The organism is Ferrimonas balearica DSM 9799 (assembly GCF_000148645.1).
Classification (GTDB): Bacteria; Pseudomonadota; Gammaproteobacteria; order Enterobacterales; family Shewanellaceae; genus Ferrimonas; species Ferrimonas balearica.
Window position 1 is genome coordinate 1,751,494 of the sequence record NC_014541.1, and the last position, 20,179, is coordinate 1,771,672.

Sequence of the window (20,179 nt, forward strand, 5' to 3'; positions counted from 1 at the left end):
CGGAAGCGGAAATAAAAACGCCCCCATGAAGGGGGCGTTTTTTATGGTGCGGTGTTACCAGATCTTGACCCGGTCTTCCGGCGCGATGTACATGGCATCGGTCGGCTTCACGTCATAGGTCTCGTAAAACTCCGGCATGTTGGCCAGCGGGCCATTGGCGCGGAACTGTGACGGGGAGTGCGGGTCGGTGGCAACGCGGTTACGCAGCGCTTCCTCTTTGTATTTGGCCCGCCAGATCTGGGTAAAGCCGATAAAGAAGCGCTCGTCGCCGGACATGCCGTCGATCACCGGCGCTTCCTGGCCATCCAGGGACATCTGATAGGCGCGGTAGGCGATGGTGGCGCCAGAGAGGTCACCGATGTTCTCACCCAGAGTCAGCTTGCCGTTGACGTTGAGGTCATCGAACACCTGATAGGCGGCGTACTGCTTAACCAGCTTGCTGCCGCGCTCCTGAAACGCTTTCAGGTCCGCTTCAGTCCACCAGTTCTTGAGGTTGCCGTCGCCATCGTAGCGGCTGCCCTGGTCGTCAAAGCCGTGGCCCATTTCGTGGCCAATCACCGCGCCGATGCCACCGTAGTTCACCGCATCTTCCGCCTCCATGTTGAAGAACGGCGGTTGCAGGATGGCGGCCGGGAACACGATCTCGTTCATGGTCGGGTTGTAGTAGGCGTTGACGGTTTGCGGCGTCATGTACCACTCCCACTTCTGGATCGGCCCACCCAGTTTGGCCACCTCACTGGCGTGGCTCCACTTGGCGGCACGCATGGAGTTACCCACCAGGTCATCGGCTTTCACTTCCAGAGTGGAGTAGTCCTTCCAGCGATCCGGGTAGCCGATTTTCGGGGTAAAGGCGGCCAACTTCTGCTTGGCTTTTACCTTGGTTTCCGGGCTCATCCACTCCAGGTCGTCGATGCTTTCGCCATAGGCGCGACGGAGGTTTTCAACCAGCTCGCTCATCCGGGCTTTCGCTTCCGGGGTAAAGTGACGCTTCACGTAGACTTTGCCGACAACCTCACCAAGATCGCCGTTCACCTTGTCGACACCACGTTTCCAACGGGCTTTCTGTTCGGCCTGACCATTCAGCTGGCGGGCGAAGAAATCGAAGTTCTCCTCATCCAGTTCGGTACTGAGCTGACCGGCAAAGTGGGTCAGGGTCTGCCAGGTCATATAGGTTTTCCAGGCGTCCAGATCGTACTCACCAAACACCTTGCCAAAGCCTTCGATGTAGCTGGGCTGGTTGATGATGATCGCTTTCTCCCCGGCCACACCCAGGGTGTCGAGGTAGCGGGCCCAGTTGAAGCTGTCGGCCAGCTCCGGCAGGTCGGCTACGTTGTATTTGTTGTAGCGCTTCTCGCTGTCACGGCTCTGAACGCGGGTCCAGTGGTGCTCGGCCAGAGCGGTTTCCATCGCCATAACGGTTTCTGCGCTGGCTTTGGCGTTGGGCAGGCCGGCCAGTTCAAACATCTTTTCGATGTGGGCCAGGTAGCCTTCGCGGATCTTCACAAAGCGCTCGGCGTCGTTGAAGTAGTAATCGCGGTCCGGCAGAGACAGGCCGTACTGCCAGATGTGGGTGGCGTAACGGCTGGAGTCTTTGGCATCCACACTGATGTAGAACGCCAGTGGGGTGCCGCCGCCGATGATCTGACTGTGGGCGATGTAGGCGGACAGCTCGTCCTTATCGGCCAGAGCGGCGATGGCGTCGAACTCACCCTTCAGCGGGGTCACGCCCAGCTTGTTGATGGTGTCGGTGTCCATCATGGAGCGGTACAGATCCGCCACCTTCTGCTCGTCACTGCCCGGCTCCAGGCCGTCGGTGGCGGCCAGCTCTTCGATGATCGCCTTAACGTCGGCCTGAGCCTTTTCGCGCAGGTCATAGAAGGCACCGGTGGTGGTGCGGTCTGCCGGAATTTCGGCGGTCTTCAGCCAAGTGCCGTTGACGTAGCCGTAGAAGTCGTCCTGGGGACGGATGCTGTTATCAAAGTTCTGCAGTTCGATACCGGAACCCAGGGCTTTCTGCACCGCTTCCGCGGTCGGGGTTTGCGCAGTATCGGTCTGACTGCAGGCAGCCAGAACCAGAGCGGAGGCGCACAGGCCACCAACGATGAGCTTTTTCATCCACTTATCCTTATGGAGAGGAGGCAAATTGCGACCATTGGATACTAACCAGCGCTGAGTAGACGGTCAAAGGGTGGGGCAGAACAAGGTGTAAACGGATTTGTCACAGGTGGGATATGGCGGCTTTACCAGCGGGGCGCTCCGACTGAACCGAAGCGCCCTGTTCATCAGTACCCTTTCTTGTGCACCTTTTCCTGATGACACATCAGCTTGCCGCTGGGGTGTTCCATGCACTGTCCGGTCATCTCGTTACCGCCACGGCCTGACATCACGCACTGGTCTCCGGCGCTTTTATCGGCGCAGGCGGCAATCAGCTGCTGAGCGGCTTCCTCCCGGCCCTTGCCCTGGGGATGACAGAACAGGGTATCGTGTCCCGCCTGGCACACCCCCTCAATCTCGTCGCCGTTCTCACGGCTGAACTGGCAGGCATCGCCCTCGGCTTTGTCTTTGCAGGGCAGCACCATCTCCGGAGGCATTTTGTGGTGGGCCGCCTGCAGCGGCATGGCGGCCAGCATGCCGAACGCCAGTAAGGTCACGATCATCTTTAACGTCATCGTCTTGCTCCTTCCATTAGGGTTGCCTTTAGCCTAGCCAAGGCCAACACGACTCGCCTGCGGGGATGCCGGGAAGTCGTCGTGATAGTCACAACGAGAGAGGGGGGCGAGGCGATCAGAAAAGGGGAGGCGGGGGCAATGCTGCCCCCGGCGTTCAGAACTCGTAGATCACCATGAAGGCAGGGCCATGGTAATTGAAGTTGATGTCGACGTTACTGAACTGGCGCTCTTCATCCACCTGAATGTCGTAATCCTGCCAGGCCAGTCCCAGAGCCAGTTGGGGCGTGACGTAATAGCTGGCTTGCAGGCGCATATCGAGCAATCGACCATCATAGCTGTCGAAGCTGACGCTCAGGTACTGGGCATTAAAGGCGACCAGAAGACGCTCCATTGCCTGCCAGGCCAGCACGATCCCGAAGTTGGGCAGCGGTGCGGTGACTTTGCCGATGGCATCGGTTTCGGTAATGGTGTTGGTGCCTTCATCGGACACCACTTCCAGTTGACCGCCGATGCGGGCATCAATGTCCATCACGTGGGCACCCAACGTGCCGATGACACCAAACTGCTCGCTGCTGTAAAGGGTGTAGCCGTACATCAACTGGTAGATGTCGATGTCGAGTTGGGAGCTGACAAAGGCCCCGGCGTTCACTTGGTAGGTTTCGCCCTCCCAGGTGAATTCGTAGCTTTTTTCGCTTTCAACGGACCGGGCGTCGCGGTGCAGGGTGATGTAGTTCAGGCCGAGTAAGTGACGGTCATTAAAGCGGTAGGTCAGTTCCAGAAAGGGACTGAACTTGGACTCTTCAAGGGCGAGGTCCGACTCGAAATCGATGCGGATAGGGTCGCCTACGCCGATGATGTTTGCGCCAAAGCTGGAATCAACGCTGGCCCAGAAACCGCCTGCTTTCAAAGCAAAACCATCGTCGTAGGGACGGGCGCTGCACAGCAGTGGCAGCGCCGTTAACAGTAGCCATAACCATCGCATCGCATCATGGAATATTAACCAAGTGGTAACAACAGTTTAGGCCGGTTCGGGGGTGCGTGCCCACAAGGTTTTCTTCAATTTTTGCGACAGCCAGACGCCGCCCAGTGCCAGGCCGCCACCCAGCAGGTGATAGCCGTGGATGGTTTCACCCAGCAGCGGGATGGCGCTGGCGGTGGTGAGCACCGGCACCAGGTTCATAAAGTTGGCGTTGCGGCTGGCGCCAAGCTTGTTGATGCCCTGCATCCAGCAGAACGGTGCCAGTACCGACGCGAAGATGCCGGCGTAGATCACCAAAGGCAGTGCATCGCCACTGAGCGCCATGGAGGGGCTCAGGATCGCCGCCGGGGAGAGCCAGATAAGGCCCAGCAGGATCTGCACATAGAGCGATTGCCAGGTGGTCAGTGGCAGGATCCAGCGCTTAATCAGCACGCCATACAGGGCGTAAGCGGTGGCACCGGCCAGCAGCATGGCATCGCCATGGTTTACCCCCTGATCGAGGATCTGGCTGGGGTGGCCCTGACCAAGCAGGATGGCCAGACCGAAGAAGGAGAGTGCGCCTCCGACAACGGCACCCACGGTGGGCGCGTCCCGCAGGATCAGCACGCTCAGCAGCAGCGTAATCAACGGCACCAGGGCGCCAATTAACCCCATGTTAGTCGCAGAGGTATGGGCGGCAGCCAGATAAGCCAAGCTTTGGAACGCAACGATGCCCAGGGCCGCCAGTAGGGTCAGGCGGCCCAGATTCCGGAAGATCACCCGGCGCACACGCCATACTGACGGCAGCACGAAGGGGGTCAATAACAGCGCAGCCAGTGCCCAACGGTAAAAAGCGATGGCAGCTGGCGATATCACGTCTACCGACATTTTGCCCACCAGGTTGTTTCCGGCCCAGAAAACGACGGCAGCAATAGGGTAGAGGACAGCTCTGTTGTTCACGCAACGACTCCGCGAAAAATTAAGGGAAAGGGGGGAATGGAACGCGCGCATTGTATAGTGACTTTTTCGCATGATATAACGCGAATCGGACATGATGTGTCGGAACACGGACAAGATGAGCGACCTACAACATTACGCCCTGCCTTTGGCGCCCTCCGACGGCACCATTTACATCCACAGCGAAGAGATTGCGCCGGAAACCACCTTCCAGTCCCACCGCCACCCCTGGGGACAACTCAACATGGTGGATTCTGGTGTGGTGGAGTTGACCGTGGCAGGTGAAGTGTTTCTGTCACCGCCGCAATACGCCATCTGGATCCCGGCTGACATTGAGCACACCAGCTACAGCCGCCAACGGGTGGCGTATCGGGCGGTCTACGTGAATCAGGATTGGGCCCGTACGCTGCCTGACGCTCCCTGCATGTTGATGGTGTCGCCTTTGGTGCGGGCGATCATGGCTGACTTCGCCGGGCGCGAGGTGGACATTCCGAAAACCCCTGCAGACCGTCGGCTGGCCAGGGTGCTGGTGGATCAGCTGGCGCTGGCGGAGCCCCTGGCCGCGTATCTGCCCAGCACCAGTGACCCGATGTTGACGCCGATACTGGAAGCCCTGCAGGCGGACCCGGCCAATAACGACACCCTGGCGCAATGGGCACGGCGCCGCCACACCACCGAGCGCACCCTGGCGCGGCGTTGCCAGCGGGAGCTGCGGATGAGCTTCAGCGACTGGCGCTCCCGCCTGCGTTTTCTGACGTCGTTGGGGATGCTCAAAAAGGGGCTGTCGGTCAAAGAGGTGGCGCTCGAGCTGGGGTACAGTTCCTCTTCAGCGTTCATTACCCTGTTTCGCCGCCACGCCGGCACCTCGCCGGAGCAGTACCGACGTACCCGGGGGCTGAAAGAGGGCAGGGCGCTGGAGTAGACTATGACGATGACAAACACGAAGGAGGTGTGTTCGGTGAGTGACCTCAGCGATATCCGTCGAGAATACCTGAAGGGGGGGCTGCGTCGTAAAGACCTGCCAGAGCACCCCATGGCCCTGTTTGAACAGTGGCTGGAGCAAGCAAAACAGGCCGAGGTGCTGGACCCGACGGCAATGAGCCTGGCCACGGTGGATGAGCAGGGGCGGCCGTTTCAGCGCATCGTATTGCTCAAGCAGTTTGATGAGCAGGGTTTTGTGTTTTACACCAACCTGGGCAGCCGCAAGTCGCAGCACATTGCCCATAACAATCAGGTCAGCCTGCTGTTTCCCTGGCAAAGCCTGGAGCGTCAGATCCACATCACCGGCACGGCGGAAAAGCTGGGACCGGCGGAGGCGCTGAAGTACTTTATGACCCGTCCCCGGGACAGCCAGTTGGGCGCCTGGGTATCCCAGCAGAGTGCGCCGATTTCGGCCCGTGGCGTGCTGGAAGCCAAGTTTCTTGAGCTGAAGCAGAAGTTTGCCAAGGGCGAAGTGCCGTTACCGGACTTTTGGGGCGGATACCGGGTACGGGCAGACAGCTTTGAGTTTTGGCAGGGGGGCGCCAAACGTCTGCACGACCGCTTCCTCTATACCCTGGATGACAGCCGTTGGCAGGTGGAGCGTCTCGCGCCCTGAATCAGGGCAGAGCGCGTCGTGTCACGGTGGGGCGGGGCAACACCAGTTCCAGTTGTCCCGCTTCATGTTGTTGTTCTACGTGCCAGCCTAAATGCTGGTAGAACCCCAATGCCGGAGTATGGGCGAGGGTACGTAGGCTTATCCGGCGTGCCCCGCGCCAGAACAGATAGCGGCAACCTTGCTGCAGCAGTACCCGTCCCAGCCCTTTGCCCTGACAATCCGGGTCGACATACAGGGCCCAGATGCTGCAATCGTTGAGATTGACCACCACAAATCCCCGGTCACCCCGACCATCGTTGCCCAGCCAGCCACGCCCCTGGCGCGACAGGTAACGGGCATACAGGGTATCTGGCCGGTCACGTTCCGCCGGATACTCACTGATGCGGTGCCGAATCGCCTGCAGACTGGCGATGTCTGCCAGGCCAGCCCGGCGCAGTTGCCACATGGTTTCTCTCCTCGCGTTAGCTCCCCTCAAGTTCTAGTCGCCGTTGTCTGTGCTTTCCAATTTTCAGCCTGGCTAGGTTGTATTGCGCTTGTAGCCTGAACGTTTGGCTTTATAGTGTAGCGATATACTCGGATATTCAGTGACAAGGATGACGTCATGGGGAAAAGGGGGCGGGCTCCCTACCGCATTTTGGTTGGCCGGTTTGCCACCGCGACGCTTTTGGGGGCGCTGGGATTTTGGATCAACTGTCACCCCATTCCCCTGTTCTCCAATATCGAGCTGGTACTGGGTAATACCCTGATCCTGCTTTGCGCCAGCCGTTTGGGGCTGGCTTATACCCTGTGGTGTGCGGCGCTGGCCATCAGTGGCCTGGCCATGACCTGGGGTAACTTCTACATCTATCTGACGTATGGCCTGGAAGCCTTGGTGGTGTGGCAGTTGCGCCGACGAGGTTGGTACCTGCTCTACGCCGATTTTTTCTACTGGTGCCTGATTGGCATGCCGTTAACGGCGCTGCTGATTCAGCAGTTCTTTACCATCCCCACGGATTACCAACTGGTGACCGTAGTAAAGCAGGGCTTTAATGGCCTGCTCTACACGGCACTGGCCTCGTTGATTAGCCTATTGTTGCCGGCGGGCTGGTTCCGGAGAATTCGGCAGCAGCCCCACGTAACGCGCAACTTTCGCGAAAAATTGGTGCATGCGGTACTGGTGATGCTCAGCCTGGTGTTTATGGTGTCGATGCTGGTGGCCAGTCGGAATATGGTGGTAACCCATCAGCAGTTGCTGGCCTCTAACCTGCACGAGCGCAGTGCCCACCTGGTGCATGAGTACCATCGTTACCTGGATTACCATCAGCGTGTCGTGTCGCTCGCGGGCCAGTGGTTCAGTAATGGCATTGCCCCGAGCCAATGGCAGGCGCGCCTCAACCAACTGCACCGGCAAAACGCCGGCTTCCTGACCATGCTGGTGGCCGACGAGGCCGGGCAGGTGATAGCCGCCAGTCCCGGTCAGCACCTGCTGGACGGGACGTCGGGGCTGAACGTCGCGGACCGGCACTACTTTACGGTGCCGATGAACGAGCATCGGCCCTATCTGTCAGATCTGTTGCAGGGAAGGGGGTTTGGCCAGGATCCCATTATTGCCATCAGTGCACCGATTATGGGGCCCGGACACCGCCCCATCGGCATTGTTGAGGGGTCGCTTGACCTGGCTGGCATCGCGGCGGAAAACGATCAAAGCCATTGGGGCGACGTGACCACCGTGCTGACCGACGCCACTGGCCGCATTGTCTTCGCCAGTGAGGGACTTCGGCTTAACACTCTGGCCCGTTTCGAGTACCAGGAGCTAAAGCAGATCGAGGGCTCCGGCCTGGCGCTGTTGAACATCCACAGCACCAGCCTGAGCGTGGGCGAGTATTTCTACCATCAGGTGGCGCTGGATCAGGGTTGGCAGCTTTATGTGTTGTTGCCCTACCGGCCGATGGCTGAACGGATGGAGAGCTACTTTCTGGTCAGCACGGCGTTGCTGGTGGTCGGGATGCTGTTGGCGGTATTGCTGACACGTCAGATCAGCGCCTACCTGACGGCGCCACTGGAGTTTCTGGCAGAGAAACTGACGCTGAGCCAGGGGTCGGAGGATCCGCTGAGCCGGCTGCCGGCACTGCCACGAGGGTCGGCGTCTGAAATTCGCACCCTGTTTGATGAGTTGGACACCAACCGCATTGCACTCAAGGCCTATCAGGATTCGCTTGAGCAACTGGTGACAACCCGTACCGCGCAGTTGGAGGCGGCCAACCAGAAGTTGGCGCAGCAGGCCCATCGGGACGGGTTAACCGGCGCGTACAACCGGCGTTACTTTGACCTGAGCTTTGAGGTGGCCCGCCAGCACTGTGTCCGCAGCGGCAGTCACCTGGCCCTGGCGTTGATCGACATCGACCACTTTAAGTCGATTAACGACAGCCATGGGCATCTGGTGGGGGACGATTGCCTGAAAAATCTGGTCAGCCTGATCCACCGCTATTTCGGCCGTAAGCTTGACCTGCTGGCGCGATACGGCGGGGAGGAGTTTGTGCTGTTGCTGCCCCAAAGCGATGCCGACGAGGTGCTGCGCCGGCTCGAGTCGTTGCGCCGGACAGTGGCTCAATCCGCCGTCAGTGAAAGCGCCGACGGCGAACCGCTGTACATCACCATCTCCATTGGCGTTTTGGTGACCCATCCTCAATACAGCAGTCAGCAGAGCGATTGGTTAATGGCGGCGGATAGTGCGCTTTATCAGGCTAAAAGTGGCGGCCGCAATCGCCTTTGTCGGGCGGAGACGAGCGATCAATCTCAACCAATTCAGGATATTGTGTAACGCTTCGCCATTCGAACGCTGCTTCGACCACTCCCTACTGAAAATGCGGGTATATTGAGTCGGTTTGACCAAATCTAGAGGGTAGCATGGCCAGTTTACAGCACCTGTTCGAACGCAATCGGGCCTGGGCGGAGAAGATTGAAGCGGAACATCCGGATTTTTTTACCGAGCTGGAACATCAGCAGTCGCCGGAGTACCTCTGGATTGGCTGTTCCGACAGTCGTGTACCGGCCAACCAGATCATTGATCTGGCACCCGGTGAGATTTTCGTTCACCGTAATATCGCCAATGTGGTGGTGCACTCCGATCTGAATGCGTTGTCAGTGATTCAGTACGCGGTCGATGTGCTCAAGGTAAAGCACATTATGGTGGTAGGCCACTATGGTTGTGGCGGCGTTAAAGCGGCGCTGCAGGACTCCCGGCTCGGGCTGGCAACCAACTGGTTGCGCCATGTTCGTGATGTTTACGAAGACCACCGCGATCAGGTGGATTCACTGCCGGCGGAGCTGCAGCATCGCCGTCTGTGTGAGCTGAATGTCATTGCTCAGGTGATCAACACCTGCCAGACCACCATTGTTAAAGACGCCTGGGCCAGAAATCAGGCGGTGGCGGTGCATGGCTGGGTCTATGATTTGGCTGATGGCCTGCTGCGTGACATGAATGTGTCGATCAAGGCCTCACCGGAACTGTTACCGAAGACCCAGGCCGCGATTCTCGACCTGGCCCGAAAGAAGGACTGAACCGTCCGACCCATCAGTCGTCGGGGGGCGGCTTATCCGAACAAGGAGAGCACCATGCGCCCCCTGATCTTGCTTTGCCTCAGCCTGTTTTCCAGTCTGGCGTTTGCCGGGTTGGACCCCCACTTATCCCGTTTTGCCCCCTATCTCGATAAAACCTGGCGTGGTGAATTTGCCAACAGTACGCCGGAGCGCCCTATGGTGGACGTCTCCCGATGGGAGTCAGCGCTGCAGGGGAAAGCGATTCGCATCCGTCATTCGCTGAATCAGGGGGAGTAACGGATTACCCTCACCCTCGCAATTTCTCTCAAACCTCTCAGAGCCCAATAGTCATGCGGGCTACAGAGGAGTTTTCCTGCGTTTGGCGGCTAACCCCATAATTCTCAAAATTCCTGCATATTGCAGAACCTCTCAGCCAGCATCTGAGAGGTTTCGGCGCGTTAGACGGGCCGTCACACCCACCAAACTAAGGAGCGCCTAGCAGGGCGTTGTGGGCCCTCTCGGGCTGCATCTGATCGGTAGACATCCTATCCCGTAGATCGCATCTAAGATCGTGTCTGCCGCAGGTTCTGGCATACGTACTAAGAGCCAGAGCAACAGCAAGATCAAGATCAAGAGCCAGATGAAGTCGCTGCGCTCCTAGGCGAGGCAAGCTCGCCGCTATCTCTAAGAGCAAGAGCAGAGCGGTGCGGCACTGAGTTGGGTGCGGGGTAACCCGCTGCTACCCACGGCGGGGCGCATAGGCCGCTAGAGCCAAAAGCGTCTAGCAGGGCGGCGTGGGCTCCCTTGTACCGCATCAGATCGGTGGACGCCCCTCCAGTAGCTTTGCCCGCATCTAGGCCGTGCGCTGGCCTAGCATCAAGGGGCTGCGCCCCTTAATAATCCCCCTCACACGTATCCTCGGATCATGTGAAATCGCCGTACTCGATGGATAGGATGGCGGCCTCTAGGTCGGCCTAATCGCTCGGGTCTTCGGACTTGTAGAGCGCCGCAGGGGTGCGGCCACCAAGCGCTGGTACAGGGCTATCGAACCACTCCAGCGCCTTGTCCTGTTCACCGTCAAACGCCTTAGCAAGCAGTTCCAGCAGAGCTTCTGGGCGGTGTGTCTGGTCACTCAACGTGAGTCCCTCCTACGGTCTCCCAATCGGATCGTAATTGACACAATCTCTCCCGGCTACTTTCCCCGGTGATCACATGTGACAACTTGGAGCGGGTATTGAAGCAAGTAGGCGTAGGGCCCCGTCACGGGGCCCATCATAGCGCGGTTTCGAGGGCCTAGTTGACAGGCCCGGGTTGTGGTAACTACCCGAGATCAAGAGGCTATGTTTAAGTATTGTTGGCGCTAACAACCGCTGTTTGACACTCATTGCATGCAGGTTGCTACTAATTTAAAGTGGCCGCTGTTTATACCATTGCCCACTTTAGTATCTTCCTACCTAGCTCTACTTAAATCATCACTTAGCCAGATAAGCATCAAAATCTTCATATGGGCGCTAAACTGGCGCATTCGGTGTTGGCACGAGTATTATTGCGTTTGAAATGCTGTACATTGGTGATAGGTCAATATTTCTTATTGAAACAACGGTGTAAGGTTTGATGATGTTCGTTACCAATGCGTGATAGCATATCTCTAGAATGCGGAGATTGATGGAATCATTCCTCCTAGCAAGCTGTAACGCACCTTTTCTAATCACTCGCGACTAAGGATGGCAAGTTTTGAACTTTAATTCACTAAATGAAAATGAACTATTTTGGGAACTGTATAAGGTTAGAGATGGTTGGAACGAAAACAATGGACTTGCGAATGATTACAATGAAAGCAAAAAGTACCATGAAATTAGACGGTTATTAAAGGATAACTTTTCCGTTAAAGTTGAGATCATTAGATACGAAAATAAAGAAAATGGAAAGGTCACCTATGAGGTTGAAATACACAATTAGCATTTTCTACCAACAAATTTAGTGCATGGCAAGATTTTAAAATGGGGCTGTTAAAGTTCGGCTAGTTTTCGCTGCACTGCACATTTTGGTCAAGATTATCAGTCCTTTTATTTTGCGTTATGTTCCTTGAGGGAAATGTCGACATATGGATGCCTTCTATGCATATCCAAGTTACTATGATGTAATTATTGGTAATCTCATAGACAGAGATTGGCTGGTACATAATTTTAATGGGGTAGAAGGTAGTGAAATATATAATTTCTCAAATTATCTCTATAACAAAGAATTTAAAGGCTTTACATACACCATATACTTAGACTTAAATATTTATCAATACATAATTAGCGCGTTCAAAAAAGCAAATCCAAATAGTGTATATAGGGATGCAATTGGTTTGATTGCATTTTGTCAATTATCTAAGATTGAGTTAGACCCAACACTCGCAGTTTATGAAAAACTAAATTACCGAACAGACACTGAAACCCTTGATGAAGTGGTATCTGATCTAGAGTTATTTCATAGAATAAACAACATCAATAATGAAACTTTGATCTCATACTCTTTGGGTGAGCGAAATGACATTATCATACCTGAAAGTTACCCTATTGAGCGAGAATTAGTAAAGAAAGATCTTACAAAGTACAGAAGGCTTACTGAGTGGGACTCGTTATATCTGATAGTCTTATTCATAATATATACTTCACTGAATAAAGAGTCATCCAAGATAGAGAAATTTCAAACCGTTGTTGAATGGATGATACAAGAATTTAGGTTGTCTCTCGTATGTATTACTTTTGCAGCAATTTTCTTTAGCGATAAGCCATTAAAGAAAATGATGAAGTACAAGGCATCCTCCAATTCTGACTTAAAGCGCCGTAGCGCTTTCAACATGACTTGGGATTTATACAATTTAAATCGATATTTTAGAATGTGGACTGAAAGAGAGAGCAAGCAAGAAGGCATGTTTGCAAGTGGTGATAAAGCATTTAATGCGATTCTTAGAAACTCAATAAATGTACAGAAAAATGGAAATTTATCCTGTTTTAGTGAGTTTCTTCCTGTCAACGTTATAGAGTACATAGAAAAAATCACTTCTAAACCAGATTCACATGTTAAGCGTATATATTCATCAGACTTATGGACGCCGGATTATCGTTTGAAGCAGATTGAAAAATACGAATTATTAATAGGTATACGTTGAACGTAGAACAACAGGTGTAAATGTCGATGACGTTTATGCTTCGCCAATTGGGGCATAATATATTTTACCACATGAGAAGTTAGGAAATTTCATACATGAACTTAGAACAATTTTTGGCATTACCCGAAGAGCACGAGATCTCTGCTGACTCAGTACAGAAATTAAATCAAGATCTCGCAACTAAAACAATGATTGATATTCCAGTAGAGAAAAGACCACTTGTCAATGAATATCTGGTACATGTACTTAGCATGAATTCGGTCGAACCTGATATTAAGGGTAAACTTGATAATCTATTAGCTGAATTACAAAACGCATAACAAAGCACTCAAGCGGAAAGTTACAACTGGTTGGCACTCGTGCCTAGTACATTTTTTCAAGTTTATTTTCCGCTTTGCTTGGCTTCATATACCTAACGGGGCGTGATGAGTTTGTTCTATAATCAATGGAATGTCGAGTTTAAAATTTGGATTGATGATCTGGAACAAAATGATAATGATGATTTATTCGACATTCATCCTAATAACCCCTTGTTCAAGTCTTCTAAAAATATCCAATATAGATTGCAGGAACTAGTCGAAAATATAGAGAAGAAATCAAAGCTTAAGTCTGGTTAGTACTACATGAATGAAAGTAATATAGAAGCCGATGGTTTCGGATTTCAATCAGTATCAATTCAATCAGGTCAGTTCGGTACTACTATAGAGTTAGGGGTAACTAGAGATACCTTTGTATTTAAAACCGACTTCAAGAATTTGGATTGCTTATCAGTGCAAAGTGACAAGTGGTGGCACGTCATAATTACATTGCTGTACAAATATAAGTGTGACTTTGATGATTTTCATCAGTATGGCTCTTTAAGTGGCAAGGTTGTTCCAGCTATATTTGAAAGGTTTACAACAAATCTTCATGATGTCTCAGATGACGACTTTGGACTTCTTTATGTAAGTTGGGGGAACCCGCAAGATTTAGAGTCATCCTTCAAAGATGGTATAGAAGTCTTTAAGTTGTTGCACACCTTGAATCATGGTCTTTATCGCACTCGATACCTGCGCGATAAGCGATCTATTAGTAGGGCGCATAAAAAGGCACTTTAGTTGGACTTTAGCTATTATCGTATGCGTTTACGCTTAGCGAGTTATAGTCGGGCAAGTGCGAGCCAGAGCTAGGTGACTAGCGGTCAGTGCTGCTCTATCACCATCTTTCGAAACCCGATACGTCGTGCGGTCGCATAGGCTGAGTCGATGGAGCGGAAGACGCGTTCGCCCTCACGTTGCTTGGTCAGCAGCTCCTGCTTCTTGGCCTTGTCGGTGATCAGCAGCAACCAGCCCGCCTGCATAGGCGCTGGCACCGTTTTGGCGCTCACCAAGGCCCCATCATTGAAGCGTCGCTTGAAATCTATCTCCAGCATCCTGTGCCCTCTCAGTCCATTCATCGATGACAAATCAAATCCCAGATTTGATCCATCAAATTGCCAATTTGATTTAGTCTTTCGAAACGAGTTGTAAGTTCCTAGGCAGCATCGCCACTTCGGTTTGCTGCTTTGGATAGTCATCGGGCTTGTTCCCCGTGACCGTCTCGAACAACTGCTCCAGTTCCGCTAGCTTCACCTGCGTCTCATACAGGGCGTATTCGGCCTCACCCAATTGCCGATACAGGTTAGTGGTACGGGCTTTTTCGGCCTCATAGTCCTCCTTGTAGCCTTCCTTGAGTTCCTTCTGCTTGTCCCGGGCTTCTTTCATGTCCTTCAGTTCGGAGCCCGTGGTGGCGCGTACGGGGCCATCCTTCCGCTCACCAGCGTTGTACGCACGCATCTTCTTGGCGGCATCCTTACGCCACTCTTCATACGCCTTGTAATACGGAGCCCCAGACGCCACGCCTGCTTCAATCGTGAGCTTCTCCATGGACAATTTGGCGGTTGAGGGTACATTCTCACCCTCGCCCTTCAGAAGCCGTTCTAGCGCTTCTTCCATCAATGCCTTCGTACTCATGCTGTCTCCTTGATGTCGATGAGAGCCCCGTAAGGTTCAAACTTGATGCCATGATCCGACATGACCTTCTCGCACGCCCGAATCCCAATCAGCGTTTTATGGAGCAAGTTGGGCTGACGGATCTCCTGCTCCACCGCCCTCTGGTGGCGCTTAATCAGCCGCTCACGGAGTCTGACCCTAGCCTGAGCCTCTTCGTCAAATATCACGTCGTGTGAGCACAGCACCGGGTTGATCACTGGATCGATGGTGCAATCGACGCGACCACACTTGGGGTTCAGGCAAAGGCTGTGCCCGTTGTCCACGATGGCCAGTTCTCCGGAGCGCATCGCCGCTTCAATCTCGTCCCGGCTTTCAAATACGATGTTGCCCTCGGCCCTCTGCTGACGCACTCGCAGTGCTGCGCGTCCAGACACGGGATCATCGGACAGGAAAAGACGCTCTGCCTTGTCCGTCAGCATCAAGGCGGTCATCTCAGCGATCTCAGCTTGGATCTCCGCATCCATGTCCAGATCTAAAGCAATGGCTAACTCCGCCCGGCGTCCATACCACATGGACATGGCCAGTCTTACATGGGCATATTGCTGCTTTATCGAGACGATTGATCCAAACTGATTGCGAACTAAGAAAACTGCGAAGGTTCGACGGAACTGGTGGCTCTTCAAAGGCCACAGTTCTCCCACTGGCACATCGCCAATCCAATCCCGGTTAATCACCTTGAACTCTTCGACATGCTCCTTTTGGATGCGTATGCCTTTCTCACCAGTTTCAGGGTCAGGTGCTTCAGCGACCAGTCTTTGAAATGCTGCGTCCAGCGTGACGGATCGCACGGTATGTCCGTCGCTGTATTTGGAACCTGCATCCAGCGCGAGATACAGAGACGTAGCCACCTCTGACAAATTATTTGCATCTCCGCTCAAACCAGCTTGCTTTAACTCCTCCACTTTCTGGTTTAACCGTCTCCTTGCTCCGTTAGTCATGCAGGCAAGCAGTTCGATAGCCTTTTTCGCAACTGGCGCTACGACCCATGCATGTTGTGTAGGAATACCCTTATTTGTCTTCGAGGTCTTACCTAATAACAGGCAGTGGGTAACCCCTTTGAACGTCCGCGTAGTGTAGCTTTCAGGGGAGAGCTCATACATTTCCCCAATTCGCATTCCACTGACCGCACCAATGACGATGCTGCACGCTGCCATCACATTGTGATAAAACACCTTTGTCAAATTGACGCCAGCATTGCCCTTGTACTTTATATGGCGAGATGCGCTGACAATATTCGACTTGCTCAGGTACTCAAGAATTTTGGCACTGTCGGCATTTGACTCGTTAAGGGTAAGAAACCCGTCGATGAAATTCTCTAACTTAGTACGTTTTTTGTGCCACTGTTCAACCATCTGGATGGCATAGCCGTATATCTGGTTTGCAAGCTCTTGAGGGATGGCCAGTGTTTGCTCATTAAGCTTCTCTTGGTCAGCCAATCGCTTGCCAATCTCCTTTGCCCGCCCAGACAAGTCAAACTTCGTATAGCCCGCTGTCTTTAAGATGTTCAGGGAGTTCAGGTATTCAGAAGCCGTATCCGCCCGCAGCTTTTTAGCCGCAATCGCATCCAGAACTAGCTGTTGATTTCGCTCCACGTTCAGTGCTGACAAACTGGGAAGTCCGCAGTCACCCATGATTCGAAGGGCCCGGCACAGGCCACCAAATGTCCGCGAGATCGTTTTTATGGTTCCCGCCTCAGTGCGCTGATGTTCCCACAGCCGTTCGTACATGAGGTGTTTGATCGCCAAGCGGTATTGGGATGGGACGCGGTTCCAGTTCCACTTTGTTGGTCGCTTCAGTGCCGTTTTTTTGGTCTTTACGTAGGCGGCGAAGTCCCATACGTCATCTGTAAAGCGACTCAAAGGCCGGTCATTTGCATCTAGGCTTACGATGACTTTGGACAAATCCTGATCATTCAGATTGTCGACAGACAGCCGAATATACTCCGGTGTCTTCTGGTCGCTGTTAATCGTTGGTATGTATTCTGGTTTCATACGCCTTTCCTACCAAATGCCATAGATGTCTAAGAGAGCATCTTCGTCGTCCCACATCGGATGAGTCTCGTTGTCGAACTTAGCCATAGCCTCGGCGAAAATTTGAGGGTATTCCTGCTGGACGTCCCTAAGCATTTTCTGAGTTGCCTTGATAACGTCTTGTATCTTTCCCACCGGGATCTCGAAGTGGTTAACGGTCGGGCGCTGCAACGCTTCAATCAGGCTCTCTTGAAAGCTCAGCATGCACCAGATGTCATCGACTTCAGCCACCAGTGCTTGGAAGTCGCATTCAAAGCAGTCCAAGAACTTAAAGCAGGCCATCTCTGCGTCTTTTTCCTCCTCACGCAGCATACCTCCTCGCAACATCTCGGCCTTGAGTGCTTTCGCCTTCTCACCAAAAGGCTGCTTGCACCGAGAACCCACGGTCGTCCTTGTTGGTTCCTGCTCTCCTGTCTCGGTGATATCTTTGACCCGCATCGGTTTGCCGTATTTAGCCTTAACCTTTTCACGCGCTTCTTCCATTGATGCGCCCTTAGCCGTCAATACCTGAGCTTCAGCAGCACTCCCCAGAGAGTTGTTGTTTGCATGCGGATTTCCACTGGCATAGTGTTTTTCAATCGTGCTTGTCAGGTTGTTCAAGCCTTCTGCTACCAACGAGATGCTGCCCGTAGCAGCAATTAGGCCATCACTCTTGCTGATCCGGAAACGGCGAACAACAGGTCGAACCCCGTGGTGACTACGACGCGTAAACCATCTACAAAACTTATCGAGGATATTTGACGAAAGTTGACCATGATATTGCCCATTGATGATATTAGGGAAAACGTAACCATCCTCGGGGATTTCGAACCGTTGGATCAGCTTCAAATATGACTCAAAGAACTCGCGCCCGGTCTTGGTAAAACCGACTTCCCAAACGTTTTCTTTGCCACCTTGTCTGCCTTTGGCGGTAGTTAAGCGATAGAGGTTGATGGTCTTGTCGAAACTGTACTCGCGGTTCTCGATGTCGCTCATCCGGAGCTTCATCAATGGGGTGGTATTATCACCGGTGTACGAGGCCGTAATCAGGTAAGCAGAACACACCCACTTCGTCAGCCATGCTGTTTCATTGCCATTGGGGTTGACGGCCCACCACCCATTGCCGTCTGGCTGATCGAAAGGGCAATCAGTAGGTTCACATTTGATCAGACGGCTGCTCAGCACATTGAAAACGCGGAACAGGTCGATACGAACTCCCCGCATCTCTTCGTCCGTGTATGAGACTGTTGTGGGAGCGCTGGGTTTCGTGATCTTGGGCACCAACTTTGCCAAATCCTCCTGTCCTGCCCAATTCAGGAACAAGTTGATCACAGAGTTTATGGTTTTCAGTCTCCCCTTCCGGTTGGGCTCATTGAGGATTGTTTTACGTACCCACTCAGCATAAGCCTTGAAGGGCAATTTGCTTAGCTCAGCTTTGATACCTTTTTCATCCCAGAACCGAATCAAAGGTGTGATGCAATTGAAAAAACCATAAGCCGTATTACCGTTCTTCTGAGCAACCTCTGATAACCATTGGAAGATTGTCACGACTAAGGGATAGCGCTCGGCCATGAACTCAGCCTCAACCGGGTTAAACTCCTTGTTCCCTTTTCCGTTGGCTTCTAGCTTTGGCACACCCCGGTACGCCAACCGATACACGTGCAGCTTGTTCACTTTGATGCTATCCGACGCTTTTAAGTTCACCTCTATGACCAAACTCAAAGGGTCATGGGGCAGAACATTCTCCTGCCCACCATTAGGCCCTGATGGTGGGGCTAAGGGCTCATTAAGCGTCGCTCGGCGAGGTTCGCGCATCGTTCTCCTTAGGCCAACTCGGCCAAGATATCGTCAGTCACACCGATGAACTCACTGGCCCCGTAAATGGCATCCAGTTCTTGCTCATGGATCCGGTCAGCCTTGCGGCCCAAGTTCTCATCATCCCAGTGCTTGAGGTACAGCGAGGTTGTGTCAAGGCTGGAGTGCCTCAGTCGCGCCTGCACCTCGGCCAATGCCTGATCTCGCGTAAACATGGGCTCACCGGGAAACTTGGGGTGATCCATCGGGTGTGTGGCGGCGAGCAGCGCTGTGAGCAGATTCACCGCGTAAGTCGCACGGAGGTTGTGGAACTTGTGCTTGAAACTGGTCAAGCCGAAGTCGAGGTGGATCGCACGGCGGATCTCGCCCCAGCGAGCATTGAAGGAGCCGCCCTCGTACTTCACCCCGTCGCGATTCAACAGCAACGGCGGATACCGCAGCTTGTGTTTGTCGTCGGTGTTCTTGCTGTTGAATTCCGCTAACCGCGTCCTGTAACGCTGGCTGTGCTTGTAGATCGCCAGTTGCCGCATCAGCCACGCAGGGATCTTGATGACCCCTGTCGTCCCGTTCTTGGTGTCACAGCAGACACCGGGGCCAATGGAGATCTCTATCGCCAGTTCTCCGGGCTTGGGGAACCGAACCAATTCGCTGCTGAAACTCAGCACCTCACCAATTCGCATCCCGGTATACAAAGACAGCATCACACCTAAGCGCGTCTCCATCGAAATGGCCGTTTGCTTGTAGACGCCATTTTCCTTGGCATAGCCACGGCCCTGCTCAAGCGCTTGGAACAGCACATCCAGATCAGGCTCCGCTTCGGTCTGTTTAAGCGGACGGAGCTTGGAGGGCATCAGATGCCGCTCCTTTTTGTCCTTGGCATCGATTTTCAGGTCATTCGACAGGACTTTGATTGAGCCGTTGATATGGCCCAGCATGCGCTCGTCCTTAACCTTGATCACACGGAATCGACAGGGGTCTCGAAAGAACACCTTGCCGTGCCCCAGCCAGTACACGTACATCGCTGTCACTGCTCCGATATATGCCTTGGCGGTAGAGCTGGCGAGAGAGCGCTTGTTCGTCTCAGGATCGAGCACCTGATCATGCAGCGCTTGCAGGTAATCCCTGAAGCGATACAGGGGCCGAAGGTTCCTCGGTCTGGGCATGTGATCCCATTGCAGGCCGTGGTCTTCAAGGAAGGTGAAGAAATGCATCAGCGCCTTAGCCTTGGTGCCCAAATCCTTTGCGCGGTCAACGGTCATGCAGTAGATCAGGTAGCGGTTAGCGCAGTTGATCGGGCGATCATTTGAATCGAAAAGCTGTATCAGACCATCCAAGACCTGACCGTCGTCAGCCCATTCGATGCGGGGCTCACCATATTTTGAGACTTTGAAGTGGGGGGTAGCATTGACCCTGAAGCCGTCGAGCTTGACGTAACGAACAGGCATGCAAGCTCCTTGGTGGTTGA

Annotated in this window: 19 protein-coding genes; 8 read left to right on the forward strand and 11 right to left on the reverse strand. The window is 53.6% G+C overall.

Annotated features, from left to right (window positions below):
- Nucleotides 1-54: 54 nt before the first annotated feature.
- The 4 genes from FBAL_RS07970 to FBAL_RS07985 all read right to left on the reverse strand — a co-directional run bounded on the left by FBAL_RS07970 (nt 55) and on the right by FBAL_RS07985 (nt 4,587).
- Nucleotides 55-2,115 (reverse strand): M13 family metallopeptidase, encoded by a 2,061-nt coding sequence (locus FBAL_RS07970; protein ID WP_013345079.1) that lies wholly within the window; start codon nt 2,113-2,115, stop codon nt 55-57.
- A 167-nt stretch (nt 2,116-2,282) separates the two neighbouring features.
- Complete coding sequence (locus tag FBAL_RS07975; RefSeq protein WP_013345080.1) at nt 2,283-2,669, reverse strand: hypothetical protein; 387 nt, start codon at nt 2,667-2,669, stop codon at nt 2,283-2,285.
- Between the two features lie 154 nt (nt 2,670-2,823).
- The gene (locus FBAL_RS07980; protein WP_013345081.1) at nt 2,824-3,651 is read right to left on the reverse strand and encodes a hypothetical protein; all 828 of its coding nucleotides are present in this window, start codon (nt 3,649-3,651) and stop codon (nt 2,824-2,826) included.
- A 36-nt stretch (nt 3,652-3,687) separates the two neighbouring features.
- Entirely contained in the window at nt 3,688-4,587 is a 900-nt protein-coding gene (locus tag FBAL_RS07985; protein ID WP_013345082.1) for a DMT family transporter, read from the reverse strand.
- A gap of 115 nt (nt 4,588-4,702) precedes the next feature.
- On the opposite strand from FBAL_RS07985, the gene FBAL_RS07990 reads away from it, so the two are divergent.
- Both FBAL_RS07990 and pdxH read left to right on the forward strand, forming a co-directional pair.
- Entirely contained in the window at nt 4,703-5,506 is an 804-nt protein-coding gene (locus FBAL_RS07990; RefSeq protein ID WP_013345083.1) for an AraC family transcriptional regulator, read from the forward strand.
- Between the two features lie 36 nt (nt 5,507-5,542).
- Nucleotides 5,543-6,181: a pyridoxamine 5'-phosphate oxidase gene (gene pdxH / locus FBAL_RS07995; RefSeq protein ID WP_041251228.1), complete on the forward strand. Its 639-nt coding sequence runs from the start codon at nt 5,543-5,545 to the stop codon at nt 6,179-6,181.
- 1 nt (nt 6,182) lies between these two features.
- Here pdxH and FBAL_RS19550 read toward each other — a convergent pair whose 3' ends face one another.
- The gene (locus FBAL_RS19550; RefSeq protein WP_013345085.1) at nt 6,183-6,626 is read right to left on the reverse strand and encodes a GNAT family N-acetyltransferase; all 444 of its coding nucleotides are present in this window, start codon (nt 6,624-6,626) and stop codon (nt 6,183-6,185) included.
- A 156-nt stretch (nt 6,627-6,782) separates the two neighbouring features.
- Here FBAL_RS19550 and FBAL_RS08005 point away from each other — a divergent pair, with 156 nt between their 5' ends.
- From FBAL_RS08005 to FBAL_RS08015, 3 genes are all read left to right on the forward strand, one after another.
- Entirely contained in the window at nt 6,783-8,981 is a 2,199-nt protein-coding gene (locus FBAL_RS08005) for a sensor domain-containing diguanylate cyclase (RefSeq protein WP_013345086.1), read from the forward strand.
- Between the two features lie 86 nt (nt 8,982-9,067).
- The gene (gene can / locus FBAL_RS08010; RefSeq protein WP_013345087.1) at nt 9,068-9,721 is read left to right on the forward strand and encodes a carbonate dehydratase; all 654 of its coding nucleotides are present in this window, start codon (nt 9,068-9,070) and stop codon (nt 9,719-9,721) included.
- Nucleotides 9,722-9,775: 54 nt separating this feature from the next.
- A complete protein-coding gene (locus FBAL_RS08015) occupies nt 9,776-9,997 on the forward strand; it encodes a hypothetical protein (RefSeq protein WP_013345088.1) in 222 nt (73 codons plus the stop codon).
- A gap of 677 nt (nt 9,998-10,674) precedes the next feature.
- Here the strand turns inward: FBAL_RS08015 and FBAL_RS19910 are convergent.
- Nucleotides 10,675-10,836 carry an antitoxin Xre/MbcA/ParS toxin-binding domain-containing protein gene (locus tag FBAL_RS19910; protein ID WP_013345089.1) on the reverse strand — a complete coding sequence of 54 codons (162 nt, stop codon included), beginning with the start codon at nt 10,834-10,836 and terminating at the stop codon, nt 10,675-10,677.
- A 968-nt stretch (nt 10,837-11,804) separates the two neighbouring features.
- Between FBAL_RS19910 and FBAL_RS08020 the strand changes: the two genes are divergently transcribed.
- The 3 genes from FBAL_RS08020 to FBAL_RS20250 all read left to right on the forward strand — a co-directional run bounded on the left by FBAL_RS08020 (nt 11,805) and on the right by FBAL_RS20250 (nt 13,957).
- The gene (locus tag FBAL_RS08020; protein ID WP_013345091.1) at nt 11,805-12,860 is read left to right on the forward strand and encodes a hypothetical protein; all 1,056 of its coding nucleotides are present in this window, start codon (nt 11,805-11,807) and stop codon (nt 12,858-12,860) included.
- 95 nt (nt 12,861-12,955) lie between these two features.
- Nucleotides 12,956-13,180 carry a hypothetical protein gene (locus FBAL_RS20245; protein WP_148226721.1) on the forward strand — a complete coding sequence of 75 codons (225 nt, stop codon included), beginning with the start codon at nt 12,956-12,958 and terminating at the stop codon, nt 13,178-13,180.
- A 303-nt stretch (nt 13,181-13,483) separates the two neighbouring features.
- Nucleotides 13,484-13,957 (forward strand): hypothetical protein, encoded by a 474-nt coding sequence (locus tag FBAL_RS20250; protein ID WP_148226722.1) that lies wholly within the window; start codon nt 13,484-13,486, stop codon nt 13,955-13,957.
- Nucleotides 13,958-14,040: 83 nt separating this feature from the next.
- On the opposite strand, the gene FBAL_RS08025 is transcribed toward FBAL_RS20250, so the two are convergent.
- The 5 genes from FBAL_RS08025 to FBAL_RS08045 all read right to left on the reverse strand — a co-directional run bounded on the left by FBAL_RS08025 (nt 14,041) and on the right by FBAL_RS08045 (nt 20,159).
- Nucleotides 14,041-14,271 (reverse strand): hypothetical protein, encoded by a 231-nt coding sequence (locus tag FBAL_RS08025; RefSeq protein ID WP_013345092.1) that lies wholly within the window; start codon nt 14,269-14,271, stop codon nt 14,041-14,043.
- 73 nt (nt 14,272-14,344) lie between these two features.
- The gene (locus FBAL_RS08030) at nt 14,345-14,851 is read right to left on the reverse strand and encodes a hypothetical protein (RefSeq protein WP_013345093.1); all 507 of its coding nucleotides are present in this window, start codon (nt 14,849-14,851) and stop codon (nt 14,345-14,347) included.
- Nucleotides 14,848-16,881, reverse strand: coding sequence for a hypothetical protein (locus tag FBAL_RS08035; RefSeq protein ID WP_013345094.1), 2,034 nt, complete (start codon nt 16,879-16,881; stop codon nt 14,848-14,850). Before FBAL_RS08035 ends, FBAL_RS08030 begins: the two co-directional genes overlap by 4 nt.
- A 9-nt stretch (nt 16,882-16,890) precedes the next feature.
- Nucleotides 16,891-18,714: a hypothetical protein gene (locus FBAL_RS08040; RefSeq protein WP_013345095.1), complete on the reverse strand. Its 1,824-nt coding sequence runs from the start codon at nt 18,712-18,714 to the stop codon at nt 16,891-16,893.
- Between the two features lie 8 nt (nt 18,715-18,722).
- On the reverse strand, nt 18,723-20,159 hold the full coding sequence (locus FBAL_RS08045; RefSeq protein WP_013345096.1) for a tyrosine-type recombinase/integrase: 1,437 nt from the start codon (nt 20,157-20,159) through the stop codon (nt 18,723-18,725).
- Nucleotides 20,160-20,179: the final 20 nt, after the last annotated feature.